The organism is Ottowia thiooxydans, assembly GCF_040548795.1.
In the GTDB taxonomy this organism is placed as follows: domain Bacteria; phylum Pseudomonadota; class Gammaproteobacteria; order Burkholderiales; family Burkholderiaceae_C; genus Ottowia; species Ottowia thiooxydans_A.
In genome coordinates this window covers 161,926-185,914 of the sequence record NZ_JBEPSH010000009.1, presented here as the reverse complement: position 1 = coordinate 185,914, position 23,989 = coordinate 161,926, and the positions used below count along the sequence as shown (strand labels likewise).

Here is a 23,989-nt window from a genome sequence, read left to right as displayed (position 1 = left end):
CTGAAAACCTAACCGCCGATGTAGCTCATCTCCACTCGCCGGGCTGTTCTGGGGCCCGAATGGTCAGGCAGGCTGGCGCGCAGCTCGCTGTAGCGATCGGCTCGGCCCTGCCAGATGGCGGCAATGGCCTCTCTGATGTGTTCGTCGCTGGCCCCTCCGCGCAGCATGGAGCGCAGATCGTAGCCCTGGCTGGCGAACAGGCATAAGTAGATACTTCCCTCTGTCGAAAGCCGGGCGCGATTGCAATCGCCACAAAATGCATGTGTGACACTGCTGATCACGCCGATTTCTCCCAAGGCCGCATCGTGCTTGCCGTCTTGGCCTACATAACCCCAGCGTTCGGCAGTTTCACCGCGGGCGGTGGGCTCCAATGGCATCAGCGCAAACTCTGGTTGAAGCCTGCTGATGACCTCCGCGGAGGGCAGCACCTCATCCATGCGCCAACCGTTGGTAGCGCCGACGTCCATGTACTCAATAAAGCGCAGCGTAATACCTGTACCCCGAAAATGTCGCGCCATGGGCAGGATCTGATGGTCATTGGTGCCGCGCTTGACCACCATGTTCACCTTGATCTGCTCCAGTCCTGCAGCGCTGGCGGCCTCGATGCCCGCAAGCACATCGGCCACTGGGAAATCGACATCGTTCATGCGGCGAAATACGTTGTCGTCTAACGCGTCCAGGCTGACGGTGACTCTCTTCAGCCCGGCCGCTTTCAGAGCCTTCGCTTTTCTCCCAAGCAAGGTGCCGTTGGTGGTGAGTGTGATGTCGAGCGGATCACCGTTCAGGGTCTGCAATGCGGACAACTGCTCGATCAGCGTTTCCAGGCCTTTGCGCAAAAGAGGCTCACCGCCTGTCAGACGGAGTTTGCCCACGCCATGTCCCACAAACAACCGCGCCAGACGCGTAATCTCTTCGAAAGTCAGGAGGCTGGCGTGTGGCAGGTACTGGTAGTCCTTGTCGAACACCTCTTTGGGCATGCAGTAACTGCAGCGGAAGTTGCAGCGGTCCGTCACGCTGATCCGCAGATCACGCAGCGGGCGGCCTCGCGAATCGACCAATTGCCCGGGCGCCGGAAACGGCTGTGCCGCGCGCGGCACAACAAGGGGCCGGCTGCGCTGGTCGATCAGAGGGATCACGCGTTCAGCCATATGAGCTTAATTATCTCCCAGTGTGCATTTGCGCGTCAGAAGCTAGGACATCCAGTTCCCGGGAGGTAACATTGCTCTGATTGTCCACCTTGAAACCTGCCATGTCCCTTTCTCGTCGTCGATTTGTCCAGGGAGCGTGCCTTGCTGCACCGTCGCTCGCGGTGCAAGGGCAAAAACCAACCGCGCCGCCGATGCCGGCAGATGGATCGGTTTTCCGCCTGGGTGCGGTGCCGCTGTTGGACGGCGGCCGCTTTGAGCCCGCACAGGCGCAGGGAAAGGTGTTGGTGGTGTACTGGTGGGCCAGTTGGTGCCCTTTTTGTGCGCTTCAGAGCCCCGAGATGCAAAAGCTCTGGGACTCTCAACGCGCTCGAGGCTTGCAGATGCTTGGCCTGTCTATCGACAAAAAGCCTGAAGAGGCCGTGTCTTACCTGAAGAAAAAAGCTTATACGTTTCCGTCTGCCTGGATGAGCCCTGAAGTAGCTCGTCTCTATCCCAAGCCCGATGGCCTGCCCGTGACCATTGTGATCGGCAAGGATGGGCGTGTAGCGCAGACCGAAAAAGGACAGCTGTTTCCTGAAGATGTGGAGCAGTTGGCGCGGTGGATTTGAGGCTAGGGGCTCAACGCTAAACGCTAAACGCTAAACGCAGCGCGCGCCATCCACCTCGATGCAGGCGCCGCTGATGAAGGCAGCTTCATCACTCAAGAGGTAGAGCGCTGCATTGGCCACATCAAGTGCGGTGGAAAATCGGCCAAGGGGTATGGTGGACAAGAATTTTTGCCGCCGCGCTTCATCCAGCGTGCCACCAGCAAATTCGGCTGACAGACCAGTGTCGGGGTTGAACACTGGGTTGATGCAATTGACTCGAATGTTGTCAGGACCCAGTTCGGCAGCCATGGATTTGGATGTGACTATGACCGCAGCCTTGCTGCCGTTGTACCAGGTAAGCCCTGGGCGTGGCCTGATGCCAGCGGTGCTGGCGATATTGATGATGCTTCCGCCACCTGCTTTTTTCAAGGCCGGAACCGCATGGATGGCGCTCCAGTAGATGCTCTTCATGTTCACCGCATAGACCTTGTCGAACTCAGCTTCGCTGACTTCCAGCATGGGACGATTGCGATGTGTCCAGCCCGCGTTATTGACCATGGCGTCCAGCTTGCCGTACTGAGCGATCGCGGTCTCAACCAGGGCCTGCATCTGCATTCCCTGGGTGACATCGGCGGCGACGAAAGCGGCCTGTCCACCCGCCGCGCGAATGCTGTTGGCGACCTGTTCGCCTGAGTCGGGATTGACGTCATTGACGATCACGCGGGCGCCTTCCTCTGCCAGCCTTCGCGCAATGCCCTCACCGATGCCGCCACCTGCACCCGTGACGATGATTGATTTTCCTGAAACGCGCACGATCTTGGCCTTGAGTGTTGTCTGGATAGACGCAGGATAACGAAAATACAGGCTTTTTATCGGACCACGTCCGCCATGGCTTTCTCAGACAGGGCCGTGCTTGACGGCCACGGTTTTGAGGGTCGTGAAGCCGTGCAGCGCTTCGAACCCCTTCTCTCGCCCGTATCCAGACGATTTGACGCCGCCAAAAGGCAACTCCACGCCGCCCCCCGCGCCGTAGTTGTTGATGAACACCTGCCCGCTGCGGACCCGGCGGGCCATGCGGAACTGGCGCGCGCCGTCTGCAGTCCAGATGCCGGCAACCAGCCCGAAGCGGGTGGCATTGGCCAACTCTACTGCGTGATCCTCGTCGGTGAACGACATGGCTGAAAGCACGGGGCCGAATACTTCTTCCTGCGCAAGCCTGTGGTGGACTGGAACATCGGCCAGCAGCACAGGCGCCTGGTAAAAGCCGGCTTCTGGCGCATGTTCGTCGATGGTGCCCTGAGCGACCAGTGGGATTCCGGCTGCCTGTGCGTCGCTCAGGAAATCCCATACACGTTGTTGTTGCGACTGACGGATCAGCGGACCGACGTCCAGGTCCATCGCTGCCGGACCTACGCGAAGCGCTTCAAAGGCCTGGCACAGGCGGCCAAGCATTTTTTCATAGATGGCCTGCTCAATCAGCACGCGAGAACCCGCCGAGCAGGTCTGACCGGCGTTTTGAACAATGGCGTTGATCACGACAGGAAGGGCAGCATTGAGATCAGCGTCCGCGAAGATGATCTGAGGGCTTTTTCCACCGAGCTCCAGCGTGACCGGGCAGTGCCGCTCCGCCGCAGCTTGCTGGATCAGGGTGCCCACGCTGGGGCTTCCTGTGAAGCTGATGTGGTCGATTCCGGGATGGCGTGCCAATGCGTCGCCCACCTCGTGCCCGTATCCGGTCACGATATTGATGGCGCCAGCGGGAAAGCCCACTTCCGCCGCCAATTGAGCCACCCTGATGACGCTCAGGCAAGCATCTTCCGATGGCTTGACGACACAGCAATTGCCCGCAGCAAGCGCACCACCCACGCTTCGGCCGAAGATCTGCATGGGGTAGTTCCAGGGGATGATGTGACCCGTGACTCCGTGGGGTTCCCGCCAGGTGAAGACACTGTAGCCCGCCTGATAGGGGAGTGTTTCCCCATGCAGTTTGTCGCAGGCGCCCGCATAGAACTCAAAGTAGCGGGCCAGCGCTGCGGCGTCTGCGCGGGCCTGCGTGGTGGGTTTACCGCAGTCTCGTTGTTCCAGCGCGGCCAATTCATCCGCATGTTCGAGAACCTTGTTCGACAGAGCCATGAGAAGTCGACCTCTGGCGGCGGCCGAAAGATCGCTCCAGGGGCCGGCAAAGCACTGGCGAGCAGCCCGAACTGCGGCGTCGACGTCGCGCTCGTCGCTGCGCTGAATTTCATCAAAGGTCTGGCCGTCAGAAGGGTCTGTCACCTGCAGGGTCTGGCCCGAAAGTGAGGCAATGGAGCTGTTGTGGATGAAGTTGAGCTGCATACCCTCCATTGTGCGATGGTTGTGCGATGGTTGTGTGTTGTTGTACCAAGATCGGGATATTGGAATGGCTTCAAGGCAGGGCATTGCCTGCCCTTGGTGGTGCCCTTGCCACTGCTGTTGGTCGACCGATAATGGGGCGTCTCCGGCTAGAAAGCCGCTGAAAAAAAGTGATCCCCGTGACCGACATTCTTCCCGCGCGTTTCCCTTCTGACCTTCACGAGGTTATTGGCATCTTTCGCGAGTATGTGGCGAGCCCGACGGTCAGCCTCGATTTTCAGGATTACGAGGCCGAGTTTGCACAGCTTCCGGGCAAGTATGCGCAACCTCAAGGGCGCATCATGCTTGCCTGGCAGCAAGGCGTGGTGGTGGGTTGTGCGGCGCTGCGCGCAGTCGACAGGGCTCACTGTGAACTCAAGCGGGTGTACGTCCGCCCTGTGGCCAGAGGCCAGCACATTGGCCGCCATTTGGTGGAGAAAATGATTCATGAAGCCAGGTCCGCGGGCTACACGAAAATGTCCCTGGACGTATTGCCCGAGTTTGCGGCCGCCCAGCAGCTCTATGAGTCATTGGGGTTTGTGCCGGCGCAAGCGGTCAGCTACAACCCTGTCGTGGGAACCAAGTTCCTGGCTCTCAGCCTGTAGACGGGCGCAGCGTGCTACGGAGCAGGGCAGGCCGGAAGTTCAGTGCACAGCGGTGACTGCTCCGATGCGCGCAGGACCTGCCCGCTTTTCGATTTCGTCTTGCAGCTCGCGGCGCAACCCCATCAGAAAAAGCAGTTCAGCCGCGACGAACAGGGGCCCGATCAGCAAGCCCATGATGTCGTCCACAAAGGCGGGTTTGCGTCCTTCGAAGATATGGCCGACAAATTGAATGACCCAGCCCACGAGAAACAAGCCTATGCCTATCCAGAGCCAGGTGGCGGTGGACTGGCCGGCTGCCGCGTCGGCCACCAGCAGGCCCACCAATAGCCATCCAGCCATCAGCCAACCGAGGGGTCGGTCTAGCTTAAGGTAGTAGAGAGCCACCAGCACGCTAAGCAAGAGGGCCGGTGTGAGTGGAACGGGCCCCAGCATCCACGCCGGGCGCGCGAGCAAGACCTGAACGGCCAGCACGATCATGGGGATTCCCACAAAATGCGTGGCAATGTTGCGCTTTTCCCGGTGGTAGGCAGCGTAGTTAGCCAGTTGATCGACCAAGGTTTTCATGCAAGGCCTTCTTTCCTGAATGGGTGCAGATCGCGTGCACACATCCTAAAGCGGAACTGGCCTGGATTCAATCGGTCATTCCCAGGGGCGCAGATCAAGAAAGCGCTGCCAAAGGACCAGCCAGGGTGCCCATTGATGACCGCCCGGCGTGACGAACACCTCTTGGGGCGGCAAAGCAGCTGCCAGAAGCTTATGGCTGAAAGCGAATCGGTCGCTGTCGCCATAGCCAAGGTAAAGTGGAACACGTGGGCCAGCGGAGCCGGCATGCGCACGCAGCCATCGCCAGAGCGCGAGATCGTGCGCGTCGGCATTCGGCATCTCTCCACTCCAGGAGCCCAGGCCTCCGGCGTCGTGGATCGCCGCCGGCAAGTCTCGTCTTCCCAGAAAGGGGGCCATGACAAACACGCCGTCAATCAATTCCGAGTGCTCGCGGGCAAACAGCAGCGATCCATAGCCGCCCAATGAAATACCCGCCATCCATATGCGTTTGTAGCCCTGGGCGCGAGCCGGCGCCACGACTTCATCATGCAGGCGATGCACGATTTGCTGAGCCGTGTAGTAGCCCGTGTGGGCGTCTACAAGTTGCAGGTCGACGGGCAGTTTCCGCTCGCGCAGGGCTTTGACAAACCCTTGGTCCACGAAGTCCTGGGGCGTGTCATAGGCGCCCGGGAGCAGAACAATCAGCGTATCGGAACGGCGTGCGGGGTCTGCACGCTCCATCTGGCTATCCATGGGTGTTTTAAGGGGACGTGGCAGCAGCGCGCATGAAGAAATCCAGGGTGCCAGCGCCAGCACGGCGGTGAAGCCGCGCCGACTGGTGGGCAGGGCCATAGCGTCCCCGTCGTTCATGTCGCTGTTCAGTTGAATGATGAACCGATGAACCGCACGTGCAGTCTCAGGCCACAGGCTTTAGAGCGGTTTGCGAGCGCGGTATTCGGAGAAAATACCTAGTTCCACGTACCGGTTGACATCTTCCAGTCCGGCAGCGTTCATGGTTTCCATGATGCGCGCGGGCGGGGCACAGGCTTCAATGCTGTCCCAGTAATAGCGCCATATGCGCGGAGTGTGAGCGCCAGCCCCTCGCAGCTTGGCCACAAGGGGTACCCAACCGCGCATGTAGCCCTTCAAGAGGACCGTTCCCAGCCCGCTTTCGGGTTTGGTGATTTCCAGTACGCACAGTCGGCCGCCTGGCTTGAGCACGCGATGAAACTCGCTGAACGCAGCGCTCAGGTCGCTGATATGGCGAAGTGCATAACCCATGCTGATGAAATCAGCGCTGGCATCTGGCAGCGGGATCCTTTCCGCCTTGCCTTCGACCAGCTTGACCTTGGAAGCCAGTGGACTGGCACCCATCATGGCGGGGCTCGGATCTACGCCCGTCAGTAAATCGGGGCTGCCGATGATGCTGATGGCCTGTGTAGCCACCAGCCCCGTTCCAAAGCCCACGTCCACCACCCGCATGCCTGGCGCAAGGCCGGCCCGTTCAAGTGCCCGGCGCCGATACCAGGGACCGCTACCCAGGGCAAGTGTGCGCTCCACTCGGTCATAGTCAGACGCAGTACTGTCGAAAATCTCGCGCAGAAAGCCTGCGCGTTCTTCCTCGGTACGGTAATAGCCTTCGATAGGCTGATGCGGCGCGCGCACTGGCTCCGCAGATTCTTTTGAGGCGCTCATGAAAGGGTTTACCGGTTGTGTTTTTGGTCGACTGAAGCACGCACGCGCATGACTCCAAGAAGGTGTTTACGATCTATTCCCGACCCCGGATAGATCGTAAGCACTTTCCAAGCGCCCTATCTTGCCATGGCCGTGTCTATTTGGGTGACTGGGTGGCGCGGCGCTGCACACTTGCCACGTAGGCATCGCCGTCGGGCGCCTGACGACGGCTTTGAGCGTCGGCCAGCATTTGGCCCAGGCATTCCATGACTTCATGGTGGGCTTCATGCAGACTGCCTCGTTTGGCCGCAAGCAGCTCGACTGCTTGCCGAATGCCTCGTGGCTGGTCAATGCTGCACTGCTCACTGATGGCCAGATGCATGGACAGGTGCAAAAAAGGGTTGCCGCCAACGGCTCCGTCGCCGTAGTTGCGTGCTACAGCGGCCTCGGCATCAGCGAAATCGGGGTGCCATTCTGGGTGTTCGGCCATCCACCCTGAAGCCAGCGTTTCGATGGCTTCCATGGGTTGGCCGGACCTTGATTTGGCCCAGGCGCCGCAAAAAAAACGGCGAACGTCGGCTTGGCTGGGATTGAACATGGGCGGCAAGCGTAGCACGTGGCGCCGACGGACAAACGCACAATCGCATAACATCGTCGGTTGAGCCCGTAGGAACTCCCTTCAAAACCCCTCGCGGCGCCAGGTCATAGCGGCCCGTATCGGCGACGAGTTTTAAGGAGAATTCCTAGTCAATTGTTCCAAAGAGGAGAATTTTTCCGTGAAACAAGCCTTCATCTGTGACGCTATCCGTACCCCTTTTGGTCGCTATGGCGGCTCTCTTAGCAGTGTCCGCACAGACGATCTCGGCGCTATTCCCCTGAAGGCACTGATGGCGCGCAACCCCAATGTGGATTGGCAAGCGGTGCAGGATGTGATCTATGGCTGCGCGAATCAGGCGGGCGAAGACAACCGCAACGTGGCTCACATGAGCAGCCTGCTTGCCGGCCTGCCAATCGAAGTGCCTGGCGCCACCATCAACCGCCTGTGCGGTTCTGGCCTGGATGCGGTGGGCACTGCAGCACGCGCCATCAAGGCCGGAGAGGCGCTGATGATGATCGCGGGTGGTGTGGAAAGCATGAGCCGCGCTCCCTTTGTCATGCCCAAGGCAGAAACCGCCTTCAGCCGGGCCAATGCGGTCTACGACACGACCATCGGCTGGCGCTTTGTCAACAAATTGATGAAGGCGCAATACGGTGTGGATTCCATGCCTGAGACGGCCGAAAACGTGGCGACCGATTACAAAATCGAGCGCGAAGCCCAGGACAAGATGGCCATGAACAGCCAGCTGCGCGCCGTGGCAGCCCAAAAGGCCGGCCATCTGGCGCGGGAAATCACGCCCGTGAGCATCGCTCAGAAGAAAGGCGATCCGCTGATCGTCGACAAGGATGAGCATCCTCGCGAGACCAGTCTCGAGAAGTTGGCGGCGCTCAAAGGTGTGGTTCGCCCTGACGGTACTGTGACTGCCGGCAACGCCAGTGGTGTCAATGACGGTGCCTGCGCCTTGCTGCTGGCGGACGAGTCCAGTGCGGCCAAGTATGGACTGACACCCAAGGCTCGCGTGGTGGGTATGGCAACTGCAGGTGTGGCTCCACGCGTGATGGGTATTGGTCCTGCTCCTGCGACCGAGAAAGTCCTGGCGCTGACTGGTCTGACGATGGACCAGATCGACGTGATCGAACTCAACGAAGCTTTTGCCGCGCAGGGTCTTGCAGTGCTGCGTATGTTGGGTCTGAAAGATGAGGACGAGCGCGTCAACGCCTGGGGCGGCGCGATCGCCCTGGGGCATCCGCTGGGCGCCTCTGGTGCACGCCTGGCTACGACCGCCGTGAACCGCCTGCACTCGCAAGGTGGGCGCTACGCTCTGTGCACCATGTGTATCGGAGTGGGCCAGGGCATCGCAGTGATTCTCGAGAAGGTGTGAATTAGTTTCCGCGCGGTCCATGCCGCGCGGAGTCTCTTTTCTTCGTCGCTGCTAAGAAGTTGGAGTAAGTTTTGCTAGGGAAAGATGTGAGTGCTGAGAAACGTTTGAATATTCTTTTCACCAATAATACGCTGGATATTAGAGGTGGGTCGGAAATGGTTATTCTGGATTTGGCGAAAGAGTTTCGCCGCCGAGGCCATTTTCCTATAGCGTTCAGCACGAAACTGGGACAAATCGAGAAAGAGCTCAAGCAGGCGTGCATACCCGTGGTGTCCAATCTGGATGCCATAGGGAATGCCCCGGACATCATTCATGGCCAGCATCATCTGGAGGCCATGGCTGCCATGGCCTATTTTCATGACACGCCTGCCGTTTATGTATGCCACGGGTGGTTCCCCTGGGTGGAGACCCCGCCAGTATTCTCAAATATAAAAAAATATGTGGCTGTTGGTGAGTTGACTCGCGAGCATATTTCAAATAGCTGTGCTGTCAAACGGGAAGATATATCCATTATTCCAAATTTTGTAGACCTTGAAAAATTTGAGGTCAGGAAGAGCATAAACAAAGTTCCCGTTAATGCAGCCATATTCGGTAACGGTATCGGCAAGAACAGCACACTGGTGCGGTCGGTTGCTGAAGCCTGTAATCTGGCTGGCATGAAAAGGCTGGATTTATTTGGACTGCGAAGCGGAAACCCCATCAATAATCCGCAGGAAGTGCTGCCGAACTACGACATTGTCTTTTCGGTAGGCCGGTGCGCAATCGAGGCCATGGCCGTGGGTAGCGCGGTCATCATCTGTGACGAGTCCGGTGTGGCGGAGATGGTCCGGCCGGAAAACATGTCGGCCATGTTTGGGCGCTTTGGTTCCAGCTCTCTGCGCAAGGAGCGCTTGAATGCGGATTTTCTCTGCAGGGAGATCAGAAAATACGACGCAGCAGGTGTTCGACAAGTGACCGATTGGATCCGCGAGAAGGTCGATCTTCGACATGCCGCAGATCGTTACGAAAGCGTCTATCGCGAGGCTATAGGGCGTGCAAGCATAGAGACGCGAAATAATGTTTCGGGAAGAGATCCGCGCTTTGTCGATGTGGGCAAATACATTGCTTCTCTTGCCGCAACGATTAAAGGCATCGAGGCAGAGAGCCACGGGCTGAACCGACTGGTGGATGAGTTGCAAGGACAACGTAGTCCCGCCAATCGATCAACTCCGCCAAACCGGCAATTGCCAGCCATGGTGCACCGACAACATGCGCAGTCCGGCGGTGACCGCCACAGTGGTGCTGAGGGCAAGCCAGGCGGGGCTACCCACATCCAATAGCAACAAATGCAGCCAGCCGCCTACGAACGCCCAAAGGGCATAGGGGCGGTGGTCGCTCAAGGCCTTCGGGATCTCATTGCACAGCACATCGCGCAGCACGCCGCCAAAGCAACTGGTGGTCACACCCATCAGTACGGCTATCAACGCGGGCTGCTGGAGGCTCACACTCAGGTCCACGCCAACGGCCGTAAACAGCCCCAAGCCAATGGCATCTGGCCATAAGATGGCTCGTTCGGTGAGTTTCAGGTGGCGCTGGCGCATGAAAAACATGGCTAGCACGCACAACGCCATTGTGGCCCACAGGAACTCAATGTGGCGCACCCAGAAAAATGGCCGTTGATCAAGCAGCAGGTCTCTCAGTGTTCCGCCGCCAAATGCAGCAGCGAAGGCCACAACGCAGACGCCTACCGCATCCAGCCGCTTGCGCCCGGCTTCTATCACACCCGAAAGCGCAAATGCCAGCGTCGCCGCCAGCTCCAACGCAGTATTCAGGTGAGAGCTCCAGGCGAGCTGCGTTGGATCGGGCAGGTTCATGAGCCGGTATTGTGCCTACAGGTTTGGTCACTGTGTACAAAACCAAATATGCGTACAGTTGCGCGCTGTGCACAAAACCCTTAATCCACGCCCTGGGAGAGTTTTTCCTTGAGCCTCCCATTGATCACGGACTGGCAGTTCTATGCTGCAGCGGTCCCCGCAGTGTTGTTGCTGGGTATAGGCAAGAGTGGTTTCGGTGCGGGCTTTGGGTCGTTGGCCGTGCCACTGATGGCTCTGGTGGTCAGCGTGCCTCAGGCGGCTGCGATTTTGATGCCGGTTCTCTTGCTCATGGACCTCCTGGGGCTTGCTGCATTTCGTCGGGACTTTGACAAAGCGCTTCTGAAGTTTCTCCTGCCATGGGCTTTAGTCGGTACCGTGATCGGCACGCTCTCGTTCAAACTTCTCGACGCCAGGTGGGTCGCTGGCCTGGTCGGGGTGTTCACGCTTCTTTTTCTGGCGCAACGCCTGTTGTTCAAACCAAAAGCCGGGGGCGAGCCACCTGCACGGTGGGTCGGGGTGATGCTGACCACCATCTCTGGTTTCACGAGTTTTGTCGCCCACGCGGGTGGGCCTCCACTCAACGCCTACGTCATCCCACTGGGGCTTAAGCCGGTGGTTTTCACAGGGACTATGGCTTATCTGTTTTTTGTGGTCAATCTGTCGAAGTGGGTTCCGTATGCCTGGCTTGGTTTGCTGGATTTGCGCAACATGCTTACTTCATTGGCCCTTCTGCCGCTGGCGCCGCTGGGGGTCTGGATCGGAATTCGCATCGCCCGGCGTATCGATCCAAGGCTTTTTTACCGGTTGATCTACGTCGGCATGTTTCTGACTGGCGTGAAGCTGGTGTGGGACATGTTTTTGTGATACCCCCAGATTTTTGATCACACCGTGTCTTAATCCGCCAGATGCTATGAACCAGAGCTAGGTTCCAACTTTTCCCTGGCTGCGTTTTCGACCCGGGCTGCCCGGTCAGCAGCCATTTGATCCTGCAACTCCCGCCTGCCACGCCGGGCGAGAGCCAGCACAGCTTCTTCATCCCGGTAGATCGGATGGGCGAGTTCAAGCAGGTCAAGGTTGTGCTCTCTAAAGCTGTGCACACGATCTGCGGCTTCGTCATCGTCCATTCCCAGCGCGTGCATCACGTCCTTGGCAGACAGCAGGCTGCTCTCGAACACCTCACGTTGAACGTAAGTCACGCCTCGCTCCTTGATTTCGTGCCACTGTGTGACGTCACGAGCGCGCGCGACGATTTGCAATTGTGGAAATTGCTCGCGTGCCAGTTCGATGATCTTCAAGGCTTGCTCAGGATCATCGACGGCGACTACGAGTACCTTGGCTTGCGCGGCACCAGCGGTCCGCAGCAGGTCCAGGCGCGTGGCGTCACCATAGAACACCCGGTAGTCAAATCGGCGGGTTTGCTGGATCAGCTCGGCGTCATGATCAAGCACGGTCACCTTCATTCCATTGGCCAGGAGCGTCCTGCCCACGATTTGTCCGTATCGTCCGAACCCGGCAATGATGACTGGCGCGGCCTCCGGGGCTTCTGTCTCGTCCAACGGCATCCCGGATCGTGCAAGGCGTGGCACCACCCAGCGGTCGGCCAGCAGAAGCAAGATAGGCGTCAACAGCATGGAAAGGACCACGGCGCCAGTCAGCAACGAGGCTGTGGCCTCCGAGAACACACGGGCCCCTACGGCAGTCTGAAACACCACGAACGCGAACTCTCCCCCTTGTGCCAGAAGCAGAGTGAAGACGGGGCGTTCCTCCCGTGGCAGGCGCATGACCCGTGCCAGAACGGCGACGACTACAAGTTTCGTGAGCATGAAGCCGGCGAGGATGCCAAGTACCTTGAGGGGGGAATCCAGAAGCACATTGAGATCCAGGCTCATGCCTACGGCCATGAAAAACAAACCGAGCAGCAGGCCCTTGAAGGGTTCTATGTCGGTTTCCAGTTCATGGCGGTACTCGCTGTCAGCCAGCACCACGCCGGCAAGAAAAGCGCCCAGGGCCATCGACAGGCCCACAGCCTCCATGAAGGCTGAGACGCCCACCACAAACAACAAGGAGGCTGCAGTGAAAATTTCCTGCCTGCCGCTGCGGGCAATCCAGTGCAAAAATGGATTGAGCAGCAGACGCCCACTCGCCAGGATGGCGACCACCGCGCCTATCGCACGCAGGGCGTGTGTCCACCCATCTCCGCTTTGGGTCGGGCTATTTCCCAGAAGCGGTAACAGAGCCAGGATGGGAATCGCTGCCACGTCCTGAAACAAGAGGATTGAAAATCCGGCTTCTCCGCTGGTGGTGCGCATGAGGTTGCGCTCCTGAATAACCTGCAGCGCGCTGGCGGTCGAAGAAAGCGCCAGGCCCAGCGCTGCGGCCAGTCCGATTTGCCAGGAAATGCCAAATATCCCCACAGCGGCGCCGGTCATCACGGCGGCACAGCCGATCACTTGAATCGATCCCCAACCAAAAATGGGACGTCGCAAGGCCCAAAGCCGGCGCGGGTCCAGTTCCAGCCCGACCAGGAAAAGCATCATCACCACACCGAACTCTGCGAAATGCAGCGTGTCCTGGACATCACTCACCAGGGCCAGGGCATGTGGCCCGATCACAATCCCGGCAGCCAGATATCCCATGATGGAGCCCATTCCCAAACGGGAAAAAAGCGGGACAGCAAGGACGGCAGCGCCCAGGAAAACAAGGCTGAAGAACATCCAGCTGGAAGGGTTGTGCATGCCGCTAACATACTGGAAAGCAAGGCGGGTGTGCAAAATCCCGCTCAAACATTTGAAAAAGGCGGTCCAATGCCGGTGATAGTTATCGCCAATCCAAAGGGCGGCGTGGGTAAATCCACACTTGCCACCAACGTCGCAGGCTATTTTGCGACGCAGGGCCACTCGGTCATGCTGGGTGACATCGACAAGCAGCAATCGTCTCGCCTCTGGCTTGACTTGCGTCCGCCTGCCGCGGCTCCTATTGCCGCCTGGGAGGTGGCGCGCGACGACGTGGTGCGCCCACCCAAGGGTACGACCCACGTGGTCCTCGACACGCCTGCCGGCCTGCATGGCAAGCGGTTGAAGGACGTGCTGCGCATTGCAGACAGGGTGTTGGTGCCTCTGCAAGCCAGCATTTTTGACATCTATGCCACGCGCGCTTTCCTGGACCAGGTCATGGACCAGGGCAAGGAGCAAGCCAAGGAGCAGAAGCCACGCCTGGGAATTGCGGGCATGCGCGTGGATGAGCGGACCATTGCCTCAGAGCAACTGCAGCAGTTTGTGGCCGGTCTCGGCCTACCCGTCGTTGGAATGCTGCGGCCAACCCAGAACTATGTACATCTTGCCGCGCGAGGACTGACGCTGTTTGATGTGGCGCCCGGCAGAGTAGCGCGTGATCTGGAGCAATGGACCGGCATTTGCAAGTGGCTGAGCTAGGGCGTCGTAACACGTCCTGGCGTGCTGCCAAAATCGCTAGCGCAGGACATTTCCCTCTACCGCAAGGCCTTTCAAGGTTCAAGTGACCGTGTTCAAAACTCCCGGGAAGCTCCACTATGAAAACATTTGACACCCTCGATGAACTTATCGCCCTGGTAGGGCAAGACATCACGACCACTGACTGGTTCACCGTCACTCAGCAGAACATCAATCAGTTCGCGGACGCCACCGGTGATCATCAGTGGATACATGTCGATCCGGAGCGGGCCAAGGCAGGCCCCTTCGGTACGACCATTGCACACGGGTATATGACTCTGTCCCTGCTGGCCGGTTTCTTTGATCGATCCATTGCCATCAAAGATGTGCGGATGGGCATCAACTACGGGCTCAACAAAGTGCGGTTCATGGCGCCTGTTCCTTCGGGCAGCCGGCTTCGCGCACAGGTCAAACTGCTTAGCTCTACCCCCATCGAGGGTGGCGTACAGATGGCCTGGCAGTGCACTATCGAGTGCGAGGGCCTGGATAAGCCTGTCTGCGTGGCAGAGCCTTTGTCACGCTATTACCGCTAGCCTTCCCAAGTCTGCTGGCGTCAAGCAAATCCTATCTGTCGCCAGGCCTCGAACACGGTGACGGCCACGGCGTTGGACAGGTTCAAACTTCTTTGGCCTGAGCGCATGGGAAGGCGCAAGCGTTGCTCTGGAGCAAATGATTCACGCAGCTCAGGACTGAGCCCGCGTGTCTCCGATCCGAACACCAGGGTGTCGCCGGACTGAAAGCTGACGTCGTGCACAGCGCGCTCGCCGCGAGTGGTGAGTGCAAACATACGCAGTGGATCTGGGCGAACGGTCTCCATGAAGGCAGACCAGTTCGCATGCCTTTGCAGCTCTGCATACTCGTGGTAGTCCAGGCCCGCGCGACGCATGTGCTTGTCATCCATTGAAAAACCCAAAGGCTCAATCAAATGGAGTGCGCAGCCGGTATTGGCCGCCAGGCGAATCACGTTGCCGGTGTTGGGCGGTATTTCTGGTTCTACGAGGACGATGTGGAACATGGGGGATCGCCAGTTTGGGAGTATGGATTTTGCGTCAGTGCCCAGTACGCGCTATGACCAGGGCCGTGATGTGGCGGGGGTTGGCTTTGCGTAACTCACCTGCGGCAGCGCGAAGAGTGGCCCCGGTGGTCATCACATCATCAAGCAGCACGACGCGTTGGCCGCGAAGATCTCCCGCGCGCGCAGGGTGGACGCTGAACGCGCCGACCAAACTCTTCAGACGCTGCTCGCGTGTCTTCTCATGTTGAGGCAGCGTGTGGCGCGTGCGTTGCAGCACATCGGCACGCACCCGGCCAGGGGCCAGCCGGCGCGCCAACAACAGCGTCTGGTTATAGCCTCGTTCGGCCAAACGGGGCGCTGAGAGAGGAAGTGGCACCACCGCATCGGCAGCGGCCAGCACCGGGGCCACTCCCGGAGTACGCATCAATATCTCCGCCAGAGTGGCCGCGAGTCCCGTGTCGTTCTTGAACTTGAATCCTGCAATGCAGTCCGTCCATGGCCACTGATAAGTGACTGCGCAGAGACAGGCGTCCATGGGGGGTGGGTGGCGCAGGCAGGCACCACACACCTTGGCTCCGCCACTGAGAGGTAGCGCGCAACGCTCGCAGCGTGGCTGCCGCTGCGTAAACTGGGTGATGCAATCTTCGCAAAGCGTCGATGCCGGCCAGGTATGGCATATCTGGCATCGGCTAGGCAACCAGCGCTGTAGAAGCATTTTCGGGCGCAACTGGCGGTAGTTCTGCGCTTGGCTATGCGAGCGCTCATTCAGCGGGGAATTACTCGGACGGGGCGGTAAGGTCATGGGGCGGTCAATATACTGCGCCTACCGCGCCGATTCACCGCAATTCATGATTTCGCGGTAGTTCTGCTCCCTTTATGTCTGATTCTCTACCTCCTAGCATCGACCCCAGCGCTGCCGCGCGCTGGGCATCACTGGCCTCGCGTGCCACCGATGCACCCTGGCTCCACGAAGAAGTGGCTGAACGCATGGCCGAGCGTTTGCGCTACATACGCCTTCCGGTGGACCGCTGGGCCGACTGGGAGCCTGAGCGCGGTGGCTTGAAAGGGCACGCCCTGGTGGCAGGACAGTACCCGGATGCTGAGAGCTTCGAGGTTCGTGCACGGGCCGTTCCAGAACCACAAGAGGCGGTCACGCCCAAGTGGTGGCAGCGGCTGGGGCGTTCCCGACAAGGCCCCAAAACCGGGGTTGCACCCCCTGAAGGCGTCATGCAGATGGTCTGGGCGAACATGCTTGCCCACCATGCTGCCGATCCGGCGAGGCTGCTTGCTGACTGGCATCGGGCGCTGGCGGTCAACGGATTTGTCATGTTTTCCTGCCTGGGCCCGGATACCTTGCGCGAATTGCGTGAACTCTACGCCCGCCTGGGTTGGCCACCGCCTACGCAGGATTTCACGGATATGCACGACTGGGGAGACCTTCTTGTCGGAGCAGGTTTTGCAGAGCCGGTGATGGACATGGAGCGCATCACCTTGACTTTCCACACTCCGGAGCGACTGTTGCACGAACTGCGAGGGCTGGGACGCAACCTGCATGTCGCCCGGTTTCCCGCATTGCGAGGCCGTGGGTGGCTCACGCATCTGAAGGCAGGGCTTGGTGAGCATTTGCGCATGGCTGCCTCGGCAGAGGAGGGGGCAGGGGGGCTGGCCCTTAGTTTTGAAGTGATCTACGGCCATGCGCTCAAACCCGCGCCACGTCTGCCGGTTACGGCACAAACCGAATTCACGCTGGACGATATGAAATCGGCTCTGCGCGAGCGCAAAAAGCCCCAAAGAGGCCATTGAGCAGGTGAAAGTCCGAGTGGCGTAGTGAAATAAGTTCATAGCTGCTCAAGCTAGGGGTTACGAGTCGGTTAAACTCGCCGGCATTACGCGCGGGGAGAACTCCGTGCCTTTAGCCTATGCGCGGCATATGGCTGAGCGGCGTTGGCGCGCGAAATACGGCCCAGGTGCGCAAGGCTCCCAGGCGAATCCATCGGGCCGGCCTGCTCTGGCCGGTGGTGAATTTTGTGGTTGAGACTCAAGAAAACGTGAACACGATGAAGAGCATTTCAAACAGGTTGGCCGGTGTTCCGCGCCATGCGGCCATCTGGGCGGCGGCTTCGGTCGCCACGGCCGTTCAGGCACAGGTCAAAGATTTGCCGGGTGGCCCGGGTGTCAATCAGCTCAACCTGACACCAGGCGTGACACGCATCGCAGCCGAGCAGTACAGTCTGCACTGGATGATGCTGATTCTTTGTCTGGTCATCTTCATTGCCGTGTTCTCGGTAATGTTCTATTCCATCTGGAAACACCGCAAGTCGCAGGGCGCGAAACCGGCCAAGTTCCATGAGTCCGTCACCGTTGAAGTGATCTGGACCATCGTGCCATTCCTCATCGTCATCGGCATGGCGCTGCCAGCCACCAAGCTGGTGGTGGCGCAGAAAGACACTTCCAATGCAGACCTGACCATCAAGGCCACGGGTTATCAGTGGAAATGGGGTTATGAATACATCAACGGCGAAGGCGAGGGCATTTCTTTCCTCTCTACGCTGGATCCCAAGCAGCGCGCCTTGTCCGACGCTGGTACTCCGGCTGGCGACGACTACCTGCTGAAGGTCGATCACCCGATGGTGGTTCCCGTTGGCAAGAAGATTCGCATCATCACGACAGCCAATGACGTGATCCACGCCTGGATGGTGCCCGCCTTCGGCGTCAAGCAAGATGCCATTCCCGGCTTTGTACGGGACACCTGGTTCAAAGCCGAGCAAACCGGTGATTTCTACGGTCAATGCGCTGAGCTTTGCGGCAAAGAGCATGCCTACATGCCCATCCATGTGAAAGTGTTGTCGGCTGCGGATTACACCGTGTGGGTCGATGGCGAGAAAAAACGCCTTCAGGCCCTGGCGGACGATCCCAACAAAGTCTGGACCTTGCCTGACCTGGTGGCTCGTGGCGAGAAAGTCTACGCAGCCAATTGCGCAGCTTGCCATCTGGACAGCGGCAAGGGCGGCGGTGCCATCAAAGCACTGGACGGCAGCCCGGTTGTCCTGGGTAAACTGGCCGATCAAATGCATGTCCTGCTGGAAGGCCGTAACAACGGTGCCATGCCGGCATGGAAACAACTCTCGGATACTGAGTTGGCAGCAGTCGCTACTTTCACCAAGAACCACTGGTCCAATAAAACTGGCCAGCTCGTGCAGCCTTCTGAATTCAAGGCAGCCCGAGAAGGTAAATTCCCCGGCTAAGCTGGCTGATTGCAGTCCTGGTCAGTATCAAGATAAAAGAGAACAGTCTCCCGGAGCAGTCATATGAGCGCCGTACTTCCAAATTCCCACACCGATCATCACGACCACCACGGGCATGATGATCATCACCACGAAACGCCTACCGGATGGCGTCGTTGGGTGTATGCCACCAACCACAAGGACATCGGTACGCTGTACATGCTGTTCTCGTTCGCCATGCTGATGGTGGGCGGTCTGCTGGCTCTGCTGATACGCGCTGAACTGTTCCAGCCTGGCCTTCAACTGGTGAACCCGGAGCTGTTCAACCAGCTCACCACCATGCACGGCCTGATCATGGTGTTCGGTGCGATCATGCCGGCGTTCGTGGGCTTCGCCAACTGGATGATCCCGCTGCAGATCGGCGCGAGCGACATGGCTTTCGCCCGCATGAACAACTTCAGCTTCTGGCTGTTGATTCCGGCCGGCCTCATGCTGGTGGGCTCCTTCTTCATGCCTGGCGGTGCACCTGCTGCCGGATGGACGCTCTACGCACCGCTCACGCTCCAGATGGGTCCTTCCATGGATGCGGGCATCTTCGCGATGCACATCATGGGTGCAAGCTCGATCATGGGTGCCATCAACATCATCGTCACCATTTTGAACATGCGCGCGCCTGGCATGACGCTGATGAAGATGCCCATGTTCTGCTGGACATGGCTGATCACAGCCTATCTGCTGATTGCTGTGATGCCTGTGTTGGCTGGAGCCATCACCATGACGCTGACTGACCGCCACTTCGGCACCAGCTTCTTCAATCCTGCCGGCGGCGGCGACCCAGTGATGTATCAGCACATTTTCTGGTTCTTCGGCCACCCCGAGGTGTACATCATGATCTTGCCGGCTTTCGGCATCGTCAGCCAGGTGATTCCGACGTTCGCACGCAAAAGATTGTTCGGCTACGCCTCCATGGTGTATGCGACTTCTGCCATCGCGATTTTGTCCTTCATCGTCTGGGCTCACCACATGTTCACCACCGGCATGCCGGTGACCGGACAACTGTTCTTCATGTATGCCACCATGCTGATCGCGGTGCCAACAGCCGTGAAGATCTTCAACTGGATTGCCACCATGTGGCGCGGTTCGATGACGTTCGAAACGCCCATGCTGTTTGCCGTCGGCTTCGTGTTCGTGTTCACGCTGGGTGGTTTCACCGGCCTGATTCCTGCGGTCGCACCTATCGATACACAGATCCAGGACACCTATTACATCGTGGCCCACTTCCACTACGTGCTGGTGGCAGGCTCGCTGTTCGCTCTGTTCTCGGGCTACTACTTCTGGGCTCCAAAATGGACCGGCGTGATGTACAACGAGACACGCGGAAAAATCCACTTCTGGTGGTCGCTGATCTCCTTCAACGTGACTTTCTTCCCGATGCACTTCCTGGGCTTGGCAGGTATGCCACGCCGCTACGCTGATTACCCCATGCAGTTCGCTGACTTCAACATGGTGGCTTCGATTGGCGCATTCTTCTTTGGCTTCGCACAGCTGTACTTCTTCCTGTTCATCGTGGTGCCTACCATGCGCGGCAAAGGTGAGAAGGCAGCGCAACGTCCTTGGGAAGGTGCTGAGGGCCTGGAATGGGAAGTCCCATCTCCTGCTCCGTTCCACACCTATGAAAATCCGCCCAAACTGGACGCCACCGCAACACGCGTTATCGGCTGATGGGTTGGGAGCAAACAGCCATGACTCCTGAGCAAAAAAAGAGTAATCGTCGCCTCGGACTGATCCTGGGGTCAGTTGCGCTTATATTTTGTCTGGGGTTCGTGGTGCGCATGGTCGTGCTCGGCCACTAAGGATTGCAGTCAATTCCATGGGAATTCGAAACGATAACGCGAAGATGGTGGGCAAGCTGGCCATTGTGGCTGCCGGCATGTTCGGCTTTGGCTATGCCATGATCCCTATCTACAGGGCTATCTGCGAAGCCACTGGTGTCAACATCCTGACCCTCGTCGAGCGGCAAGTTCCGGGTAACGGCGGCATAGGCCGACCTTCGAATACACAGGTCGATGAAAGCCGCACCATCGTTGTCGAATTCGATGCCAACTCCCGTGGTCCCTGGCATTTCAAACCTGCTCAACGTTCCATGAAGGTGCACCCGGGTGAGCTGTCCACCGTGATGTACGAGTTTCAGAACGTCCAGGACCGCACCATGTCTGCGCAAGCGATTCCAAGCTATGCGCCTCGACAGGCAGGGGCTTACTTCAACAAGCTGGAGTGCTTTTGCTTCAACCAGTACGAGTTGGAGCCTGGGCAAAAGAAGGAGTGGCCAGTAGCGTTCATCATTGATCCACGGATTTCCAAGGACGTGACGACCATCACCCTTTCCTATACCTTCTTTGAGGTGGGAGCCAAGCCTCCGCCAACGCCTAGTTCTGCCAGTGCAGTCACTATCGTCAAAGGAGAGGTTGGCGCGTGAGTGAGGATCCTTCCGATCGTAGTGAGGCGCCTCAGGCAAAAAATGCTCCGAAGCCGACTTTCTTGCGATCGATGCGAATTGTCGCGTGGGGGTTTCTGGGGGTTCGAAAAAATAGCAAATACCATGAAGATCTGGGGCAAGCTAACCCTTTTCACCTGATCATCGCGGCGTTTCTTGGGGTTTTGATATTTATTGGGGTGCTGCTGCTGGCCGTTAAATTGGCGGTATCCGGCACCTGAGTATGGAAAAACAGAGCAGGAATGACTGCTCAAGCAGTTAATGAATTAGAGAGTACAGGAGCCACGAAAAAATGAGTACTACCGCCCACGGCAAAACGCCGTACTACTTCGTTCCGGGACCATCGCGTCACCCGGTGATGGCGGCCATCGGGCTGTTTATGGTCATTTTTGGTGCCGCTGAATGGATCAACGGTGCTGATTGGGCCAAATACGTGCTTCTGTTCGGCCTTCTTTGGTGGCTTTTCATTCTTTATCAATGGTTTGGAGAGTCCATCCACGAGAGCGAAAGTGGTCTGTACGGGCGCAAGATTGACCTGTCCTACCGCTGGAGCATGAGCTGGTTCATCTTCTCGGAAGTCATGTTCTTCGGTGCGTTCTTTACCGCACTGTGGTGGGCTCGCTCGCACTCGCTGCCCGCGCTGGGAAGCCTTGACAACGCATTGCTCTGGCCAGACTTCAAAGCTGTCTGGCCCAGTGCGTCTCCAGGTGCCACAGGCTCTCCTGCCGGCATTATCGAGCCCTTCCAGACCATGGGCCCCTTCTGGTTGCCCACGATCAACACAGCCTTGCTGCTGACCTCGGGCGTGACACTGACCATTGCCCACCATGCTCTGCAAGTCGGTAACCGTGCTCGCACCATCGCCTTCATGTGGATGACGGTTTTGCTGGGCGTGATCTTCCTGTTTGTTCAGGGCTACGAGTACTACCATGCCTACACCGATCTGAACCTCAAACTGAGCTCAGGTGCGTTTGGCTCTACGTTCTTCATGCTGACCGGCTTCCACGGCCTGCACGTGTTCGTGGGTATGCTAATGCTGCTTTTTATCACCTTGCGTCTGATGAAAGGCCATTTCACGCCGCAGCGCCATTTTGGTTTCGAAGGCGCAGCCTGGTATTGGCACTTCGTGGACGTGGTTTGGCTGGGGCTCTACATCCTTGTTTATTGGATGTGATGACGTCAGCCCAAAAAAAGCGCCGACAGGCGCTTTTTTTATTCATTCGAGATGATTCTTGAACCTTCTCATGACCGCCAAGGTCTGGGGCTGTGAGAGGTTATGCAGAGGGTCCCTAGGTCAATTTGTCCGACCAGAACGGTCGCTGGTGGCCGTTCATTGCGTTTAAATTAGGGGTTCAAGAGCCTTGAGGAATGCCAGTAGGCTGCAGGTAACCCAGTTTCCAGGCGATCAGAACACAGATAAAGAGCAGGACAGAGAGTCCGACCCTGAGCGCCAAAGCGCGTACCATGCGGCCAGCGCGTTTGGTGTCATCCGTCTCACCCGGCTTTTCTCCGCGCATCATAAAAAAAAGCGCGGAGGCCAAGCTTCCGATGATGCCTATAAACGCTAAACCCACAATCAATTGCTTCATGAGGCTGATTATCCTGTGATTGCGACATCGCGTACCTGGCGATTTTGGCTCGTGCTGGTGTTCACGGTGATTGGCATGGCTGTGACATTTTCGCTCGGGCGTTGGCAATTGGCGCGTGCGACGCAAAAGCAGGCCTTGCAGGAGTCTATTGAGAGTCGTCAGCATCAACCTGCCATAGACCTGGCGACCGTTGCCGCACCCATTGATCAGACGCAGCTCGACAAGTTGCTTCACCGCCCAGTATCACTGCGCGGGGTATGGGTGGCTGATCGCACCGTCTATCTTGACAACCGGCAGATGGGCGGCCGGCAGGGCTTTGACGTGCTCACGCCTTTGCGTTTGTCGGGTGCCGATTCTGTGGTGCTGGTTCAGCGTGGATGGGCACCACGAAATTTTGGTGATCGTACGGCCTTGCCTGCGGTGCAAACGCCTTCAGGTGAAGTGACCATCCTGGGCCGGATTGCAGCGTCTCCAGCACGGCTTTACTCATTGGGCGAAGACGGGCATGGCGCGATCCGGCAAAATCTCGACCTTGAAGCCTTCCGGGGCGAAACGGGCTTGCCCTTGGCAAGTCTCACGGTGCTACAGACCGGCGAGGCATCCGAAGGCTTGCTGCGCGAGTGGCCCCAACCTGCCACCGGGGTTGAGAAGCACCACGGCTATGCATTTCAATGGTTTGGCCTGTGCGCACTGATAGGCCTGCTTTTTACCTGGTTTCAAGTTGTCCGACCCTTCTACATTTCCCGCCGTGTCTGAACCGAGCCCTTCACAAGACCAGCCCCTGGGGCTCACCGTTCATTCCTTGCCTACGCCTTCGGAAGCGGGCGCTCAGAATGCCCGCAGCACCCGCAGAGGGCGCTGGACTATGCTCGCGCTCGCGCTGATTTGCGCTACGCCTGTGATCGCATCCTATTTCAGCTATTACGTGGTGCGGCCTGAAGGACGGCGCAATTTCGGCGAACTGATTGATCCACAGCGTCTGGTACCGACGGTGACCGCTACGAACGTCGCGGGTCAGCCGGTGGATCTGACCACGCTCAAGGGTCAGTGGCTGTTGGTCAGTGTCAGTGGTGGAGCGTGTGACAGCGCCTGCCAGCAGCACCTTTATATGCAACGCCAACTGCGCGAAAGCCTGGGCCGGGAAAAAGACCGCCTCGACTGGGTCTGGCTGGTGACCGACGACGTACCCCTTACGCCAGAGCTGCGCCCGGTGGCTGACGTCGCAACCGTACTGCGAGTACCTCCGGCTGAACTGGCAAAGTGGCTGGTCCCTGCCGCAGGCCATCAGGCATCTGAACATCTGTATGTGGTGGACCCCATGGGGCACTGGATGATGCGTTTTCCTGCCAATATGGATATGGGGGGGGCTGCCAAGGCCAAGCGTGACCTTGAACGTTTGCTGCGCGCCTCCGTCAGCTGGGATAACGCTGGCCGTTAG

28 protein-coding genes and 1 pseudogene are annotated in these 23,989 nt (G+C 58.5%); 16 read left to right on the top strand and 13 right to left on the bottom strand.

Going from position 1 to position 23,989, the window contains the following annotated elements:
- Nucleotides 1–8: 8 nt before the first annotated feature.
- A complete protein-coding gene (gene moaA, locus ABIE13_RS22120) occupies nt 9–1,148 on the bottom strand; it encodes a GTP 3',8-cyclase MoaA (protein WP_354447474.1) in 1,140 nt (379 codons plus the stop codon).
- A 101-nt stretch (nt 1,149–1,249) separates the two neighbouring features.
- On the opposite strand from moaA, the gene ABIE13_RS22115 reads away from it, so the two are divergent.
- Nucleotides 1,250–1,756 carry a TlpA family protein disulfide reductase gene (locus tag ABIE13_RS22115; RefSeq protein WP_354447472.1) on the top strand — a complete coding sequence of 169 codons (507 nt, stop codon included), beginning with the start codon at nt 1,250–1,252 and terminating at the stop codon, nt 1,754–1,756.
- A gap of 30 nt (nt 1,757–1,786) precedes the next feature.
- Here ABIE13_RS22115 and ABIE13_RS22110 read toward each other — a convergent pair whose 3' ends face one another.
- Nucleotides 1,787–2,548 carry an SDR family oxidoreductase gene (locus ABIE13_RS22110; RefSeq protein ID WP_354447470.1) on the bottom strand — a complete coding sequence of 254 codons (762 nt, stop codon included), beginning with the start codon at nt 2,546–2,548 and terminating at the stop codon, nt 1,787–1,789.
- An 84-nt stretch (nt 2,549–2,632) separates the two neighbouring features.
- The gene (locus ABIE13_RS22105; protein WP_354447468.1) at nt 2,633–4,072 is read right to left on the bottom strand and encodes an aldehyde dehydrogenase family protein; all 1,440 of its coding nucleotides are present in this window, start codon (nt 4,070–4,072) and stop codon (nt 2,633–2,635) included.
- Between the two features lie 176 nt (nt 4,073–4,248).
- Here ABIE13_RS22105 and ABIE13_RS22100 point away from each other — a divergent pair, with 176 nt between their 5' ends.
- Nucleotides 4,249–4,713 carry a GNAT family N-acetyltransferase gene (locus tag ABIE13_RS22100; protein WP_354447467.1) on the top strand — a complete coding sequence of 155 codons (465 nt, stop codon included), beginning with the start codon at nt 4,249–4,251 and terminating at the stop codon, nt 4,711–4,713.
- Nucleotides 4,714–4,752: 39 nt separating this feature from the next.
- On the opposite strand, the gene ABIE13_RS22095 is transcribed toward ABIE13_RS22100, so the two are convergent.
- From ABIE13_RS22095 to ABIE13_RS22080, 4 genes are all read right to left on the bottom strand, one after another.
- Nucleotides 4,753–5,277, bottom strand: coding sequence for a DUF962 domain-containing protein (locus tag ABIE13_RS22095; RefSeq protein ID WP_354447465.1), 525 nt, complete (start codon nt 5,275–5,277; stop codon nt 4,753–4,755).
- Between the two features lie 75 nt (nt 5,278–5,352).
- On the bottom strand, nt 5,353–6,126 hold the full coding sequence (locus ABIE13_RS22090; RefSeq protein ID WP_354447463.1) for an alpha/beta hydrolase-fold protein: 774 nt from the start codon (nt 6,124–6,126) through the stop codon (nt 5,353–5,355).
- Nucleotides 6,127–6,186: 60 nt separating this feature from the next.
- Nucleotides 6,187–6,951, bottom strand: a complete 765-nt coding sequence (locus ABIE13_RS22085) for a class I SAM-dependent methyltransferase (RefSeq protein WP_354447461.1) — start codon at nt 6,949–6,951, stop codon at nt 6,187–6,189.
- Between the two features lie 136 nt (nt 6,952–7,087).
- The gene (locus ABIE13_RS22080) at nt 7,088–7,528 is read right to left on the bottom strand and encodes a DUF1841 family protein (RefSeq protein ID WP_354447459.1); all 441 of its coding nucleotides are present in this window, start codon (nt 7,526–7,528) and stop codon (nt 7,088–7,090) included.
- Nucleotides 7,529–7,706: 178 nt separating this feature from the next.
- Between ABIE13_RS22080 and pcaF the strand changes: the two genes are divergently transcribed.
- Together pcaF and ABIE13_RS22070 are read left to right on the top strand one after the other, a co-directional pair.
- On the top strand, nt 7,707–8,909 hold the full coding sequence (gene pcaF, locus ABIE13_RS22075) for a 3-oxoadipyl-CoA thiolase (RefSeq protein WP_354447457.1): 1,203 nt from the start codon (nt 7,707–7,709) through the stop codon (nt 8,907–8,909).
- 86 nt (nt 8,910–8,995) lie between these two features.
- The gene (locus tag ABIE13_RS22070; RefSeq protein ID WP_354447455.1) at nt 8,996–10,228 is read left to right on the top strand and encodes a glycosyltransferase; all 1,233 of its coding nucleotides are present in this window, start codon (nt 8,996–8,998) and stop codon (nt 10,226–10,228) included.
- Here ABIE13_RS22070 and ABIE13_RS22065 read toward each other — a convergent pair.
- Nucleotides 10,112–10,762 (bottom strand): trimeric intracellular cation channel family protein, encoded by a 651-nt coding sequence (locus ABIE13_RS22065; protein WP_354447453.1) that lies wholly within the window; start codon nt 10,760–10,762, stop codon nt 10,112–10,114. The genes ABIE13_RS22070 and ABIE13_RS22065 overlap by 117 nt on opposite strands.
- 108 nt (nt 10,763–10,870) lie before the next feature.
- On the opposite strand from ABIE13_RS22065, the gene ABIE13_RS22060 reads away from it, so the two are divergent.
- Nucleotides 10,871–11,626: a sulfite exporter TauE/SafE family protein gene (locus ABIE13_RS22060; RefSeq protein WP_354447451.1), complete on the top strand. Its 756-nt coding sequence runs from the start codon at nt 10,871–10,873 to the stop codon at nt 11,624–11,626.
- Nucleotides 11,627–11,670: 44 nt separating this feature from the next.
- On the opposite strand, the gene kefC is transcribed toward ABIE13_RS22060, so the two are convergent.
- A complete protein-coding gene (gene kefC, locus ABIE13_RS22055) occupies nt 11,671–13,497 on the bottom strand; it encodes a glutathione-regulated potassium-efflux system protein KefC (RefSeq protein ID WP_354447449.1) in 1,827 nt (608 codons plus the stop codon).
- Between the two features lie 69 nt (nt 13,498–13,566).
- On the opposite strand from kefC, the gene ABIE13_RS22050 reads away from it, so the two are divergent.
- Both ABIE13_RS22050 and ABIE13_RS22045 read left to right on the top strand, forming a co-directional pair.
- A complete protein-coding gene (locus ABIE13_RS22050; protein WP_354447447.1) occupies nt 13,567–14,193 on the top strand; it encodes a ParA family protein in 627 nt (208 codons plus the stop codon).
- Between the two features lie 116 nt (nt 14,194–14,309).
- Complete coding sequence (locus ABIE13_RS22045) at nt 14,310–14,762, top strand: MaoC family dehydratase (RefSeq protein WP_354447445.1); 453 nt, start codon at nt 14,310–14,312, stop codon at nt 14,760–14,762.
- Between the two features lie 20 nt (nt 14,763–14,782).
- On the opposite strand, the gene ABIE13_RS22040 is transcribed toward ABIE13_RS22045, so the two are convergent.
- The 3 genes and pseudogenes from ABIE13_RS22040 to ABIE13_RS22030 form a co-directional block, all read right to left on the bottom strand.
- Nucleotides 14,783–15,244, bottom strand: a complete 462-nt coding sequence (locus ABIE13_RS22040) for a tRNA (cytidine(34)-2'-O)-methyltransferase (protein WP_354447443.1) — start codon at nt 15,242–15,244, stop codon at nt 14,783–14,785.
- Between the two features lie 34 nt (nt 15,245–15,278).
- Nucleotides 15,279–15,779: a ComF family protein gene (locus ABIE13_RS22035; RefSeq protein WP_354447609.1), complete on the bottom strand. Its 501-nt coding sequence runs from the start codon at nt 15,777–15,779 to the stop codon at nt 15,279–15,281.
- A 27-nt stretch (nt 15,780–15,806) separates the two neighbouring features.
- Nucleotides 15,807–15,959 (bottom strand): annotated as a pseudogene (locus ABIE13_RS22030) (double zinc ribbon domain-containing protein); the annotation flags it as partial.
- Between the two features lie 161 nt (nt 15,960–16,120).
- Here ABIE13_RS22030 and ABIE13_RS22025 point away from each other — a divergent pair.
- From ABIE13_RS22025 to ABIE13_RS21995, 7 genes are all read left to right on the top strand, one after another.
- Nucleotides 16,121–17,047 carry a class I SAM-dependent methyltransferase gene (locus tag ABIE13_RS22025; RefSeq protein WP_354447441.1) on the top strand — a complete coding sequence of 309 codons (927 nt, stop codon included), beginning with the start codon at nt 16,121–16,123 and terminating at the stop codon, nt 17,045–17,047.
- A gap of 254 nt (nt 17,048–17,301) precedes the next feature.
- On the top strand, nt 17,302–18,489 hold the full coding sequence (coxB, locus tag ABIE13_RS22020) for a cytochrome c oxidase subunit II (RefSeq protein ID WP_354447439.1): 1,188 nt from the start codon (nt 17,302–17,304) through the stop codon (nt 18,487–18,489).
- Nucleotides 18,490–18,552: 63 nt separating this feature from the next.
- Entirely contained in the window at nt 18,553–20,190 is a 1,638-nt protein-coding gene (ctaD, locus tag ABIE13_RS22015) for a cytochrome c oxidase subunit I (RefSeq protein WP_354447438.1), read from the top strand.
- A 20-nt stretch (nt 20,191–20,210) separates the two neighbouring features.
- The gene (locus ABIE13_RS22010; RefSeq protein ID WP_354447437.1) at nt 20,211–20,321 is read left to right on the top strand and encodes a cytochrome oxidase small assembly protein; all 111 of its coding nucleotides are present in this window, start codon (nt 20,211–20,213) and stop codon (nt 20,319–20,321) included.
- Nucleotides 20,322–20,338: 17 nt separating this feature from the next.
- Nucleotides 20,339–20,944: a cytochrome c oxidase assembly protein gene (locus ABIE13_RS22005; RefSeq protein WP_354447436.1), complete on the top strand. Its 606-nt coding sequence runs from the start codon at nt 20,339–20,341 to the stop codon at nt 20,942–20,944.
- Nucleotides 20,941–21,183 carry a DUF2970 domain-containing protein gene (locus tag ABIE13_RS22000; RefSeq protein WP_354447434.1) on the top strand — a complete coding sequence of 81 codons (243 nt, stop codon included), beginning with the start codon at nt 20,941–20,943 and terminating at the stop codon, nt 21,181–21,183. The genes ABIE13_RS22005 and ABIE13_RS22000 overlap by 4 nt, the downstream gene beginning before the upstream one ends.
- 71 nt (nt 21,184–21,254) lie before the next feature.
- Nucleotides 21,255–22,136 carry a cytochrome c oxidase subunit 3 gene (locus ABIE13_RS21995; RefSeq protein WP_354447433.1) on the top strand — a complete coding sequence of 294 codons (882 nt, stop codon included), beginning with the start codon at nt 21,255–21,257 and terminating at the stop codon, nt 22,134–22,136.
- Nucleotides 22,137–22,314: 178 nt separating this feature from the next.
- Here ABIE13_RS21995 and ABIE13_RS21990 read toward each other — a convergent pair whose 3' ends face one another.
- Nucleotides 22,315–22,551 carry a twin transmembrane helix small protein gene (locus tag ABIE13_RS21990; protein WP_354447431.1) on the bottom strand — a complete coding sequence of 79 codons (237 nt, stop codon included), beginning with the start codon at nt 22,549–22,551 and terminating at the stop codon, nt 22,315–22,317.
- A gap of 75 nt (nt 22,552–22,626) precedes the next feature.
- Between ABIE13_RS21990 and ABIE13_RS21985 the strand changes: the two genes are divergently transcribed.
- The gene (locus ABIE13_RS21985; RefSeq protein WP_354447607.1) at nt 22,627–23,307 is read left to right on the top strand and encodes an SURF1 family protein; all 681 of its coding nucleotides are present in this window, start codon (nt 22,627–22,629) and stop codon (nt 23,305–23,307) included.
- Entirely contained in the window at nt 23,300–23,989 is a 690-nt protein-coding gene (locus ABIE13_RS21980) for an SCO family protein (RefSeq protein WP_354447429.1), read from the top strand. The genes ABIE13_RS21985 and ABIE13_RS21980 overlap by 8 nt, the downstream gene beginning before the upstream one ends.

What these genes read in the sequence shown, in the direction of transcription:
- ABIE13_RS21985 (WP_354447607.1), top strand. Translation starts at nt 22,627, where the DNA reads ATGGCTGTGACATTTTCGCTCGGGCGTTGGCAATTGGCGCGTGCGACG.
- ABIE13_RS22010 (WP_354447437.1), top strand. Translation starts at nt 20,211, where the DNA reads ATGACTCCTGAGCAAAAAAAGAGTAATCGTCGCCTCGGACTGATCCTG.
- ABIE13_RS22005 (WP_354447436.1), top strand. Translation starts at nt 20,339, where the DNA reads ATGGGAATTCGAAACGATAACGCGAAGATGGTGGGCAAGCTGGCCATT.
- moaA (WP_354447474.1), bottom strand. Translation starts at nt 1,148, where the DNA reads ATGGCTGAACGCGTGATCCCTCTGATCGACCAGCGCAGCCGGCCCCTT.
- ABIE13_RS22090 (WP_354447463.1), bottom strand. Translation starts at nt 6,126, where the DNA reads ATGAACGACGGGGACGCTATGGCCCTGCCCACCAGTCGGCGCGGCTTC.
- ABIE13_RS22035 (WP_354447609.1), bottom strand. Translation starts at nt 15,779, where the DNA reads ATGGACGCCTGTCTCTGCGCAGTCACTTATCAGTGGCCATGGACGGAC.
- ABIE13_RS22050 (WP_354447447.1), top strand. Translation starts at nt 13,567, where the DNA reads ATGCCGGTGATAGTTATCGCCAATCCAAAGGGCGGCGTGGGTAAATCC.
- ABIE13_RS22105 (WP_354447468.1), bottom strand. Translation starts at nt 4,072, where the DNA reads ATGCAGCTCAACTTCATCCACAACAGCTCCATTGCCTCACTTTCGGGC.
- ABIE13_RS22095 (WP_354447465.1), bottom strand. Translation starts at nt 5,277, where the DNA reads ATGAAAACCTTGGTCGATCAACTGGCTAACTACGCTGCCTACCACCGG.
- ABIE13_RS22085 (WP_354447461.1), bottom strand. Translation starts at nt 6,951, where the DNA reads ATGAGCGCCTCAAAAGAATCTGCGGAGCCAGTGCGCGCGCCGCATCAG.
- kefC (WP_354447449.1), bottom strand. Translation starts at nt 13,497, where the DNA reads ATGCACAACCCTTCCAGCTGGATGTTCTTCAGCCTTGTTTTCCTGGGC.
- ABIE13_RS22065 (WP_354447453.1), bottom strand. Translation starts at nt 10,762, where the DNA reads ATGAACCTGCCCGATCCAACGCAGCTCGCCTGGAGCTCTCACCTGAAT.
- ABIE13_RS22045 (WP_354447445.1), top strand. Translation starts at nt 14,310, where the DNA reads ATGAAAACATTTGACACCCTCGATGAACTTATCGCCCTGGTAGGGCAA.
- ABIE13_RS22080 (WP_354447459.1), bottom strand. Translation starts at nt 7,528, where the DNA reads ATGTTCAATCCCAGCCAAGCCGACGTTCGCCGTTTTTTTTGCGGCGCC.
- ABIE13_RS22025 (WP_354447441.1), top strand. Translation starts at nt 16,121, where the DNA reads ATGTCTGATTCTCTACCTCCTAGCATCGACCCCAGCGCTGCCGCGCGC.
- ABIE13_RS22115 (WP_354447472.1), top strand. Translation starts at nt 1,250, where the DNA reads ATGTCCCTTTCTCGTCGTCGATTTGTCCAGGGAGCGTGCCTTGCTGCA.
- coxB (WP_354447439.1), top strand. Translation starts at nt 17,302, where the DNA reads ATGAAGAGCATTTCAAACAGGTTGGCCGGTGTTCCGCGCCATGCGGCC.
- ABIE13_RS22040 (WP_354447443.1), bottom strand. Translation starts at nt 15,244, where the DNA reads ATGTTCCACATCGTCCTCGTAGAACCAGAAATACCGCCCAACACCGGC.
- ctaD (WP_354447438.1), top strand. Translation starts at nt 18,553, where the DNA reads ATGAGCGCCGTACTTCCAAATTCCCACACCGATCATCACGACCACCAC.
- ABIE13_RS21990 (WP_354447431.1), bottom strand. Translation starts at nt 22,551, where the DNA reads ATGAAGCAATTGATTGTGGGTTTAGCGTTTATAGGCATCATCGGAAGC.
- ABIE13_RS21995 (WP_354447433.1), top strand. Translation starts at nt 21,255, where the DNA reads ATGAGTACTACCGCCCACGGCAAAACGCCGTACTACTTCGTTCCGGGA.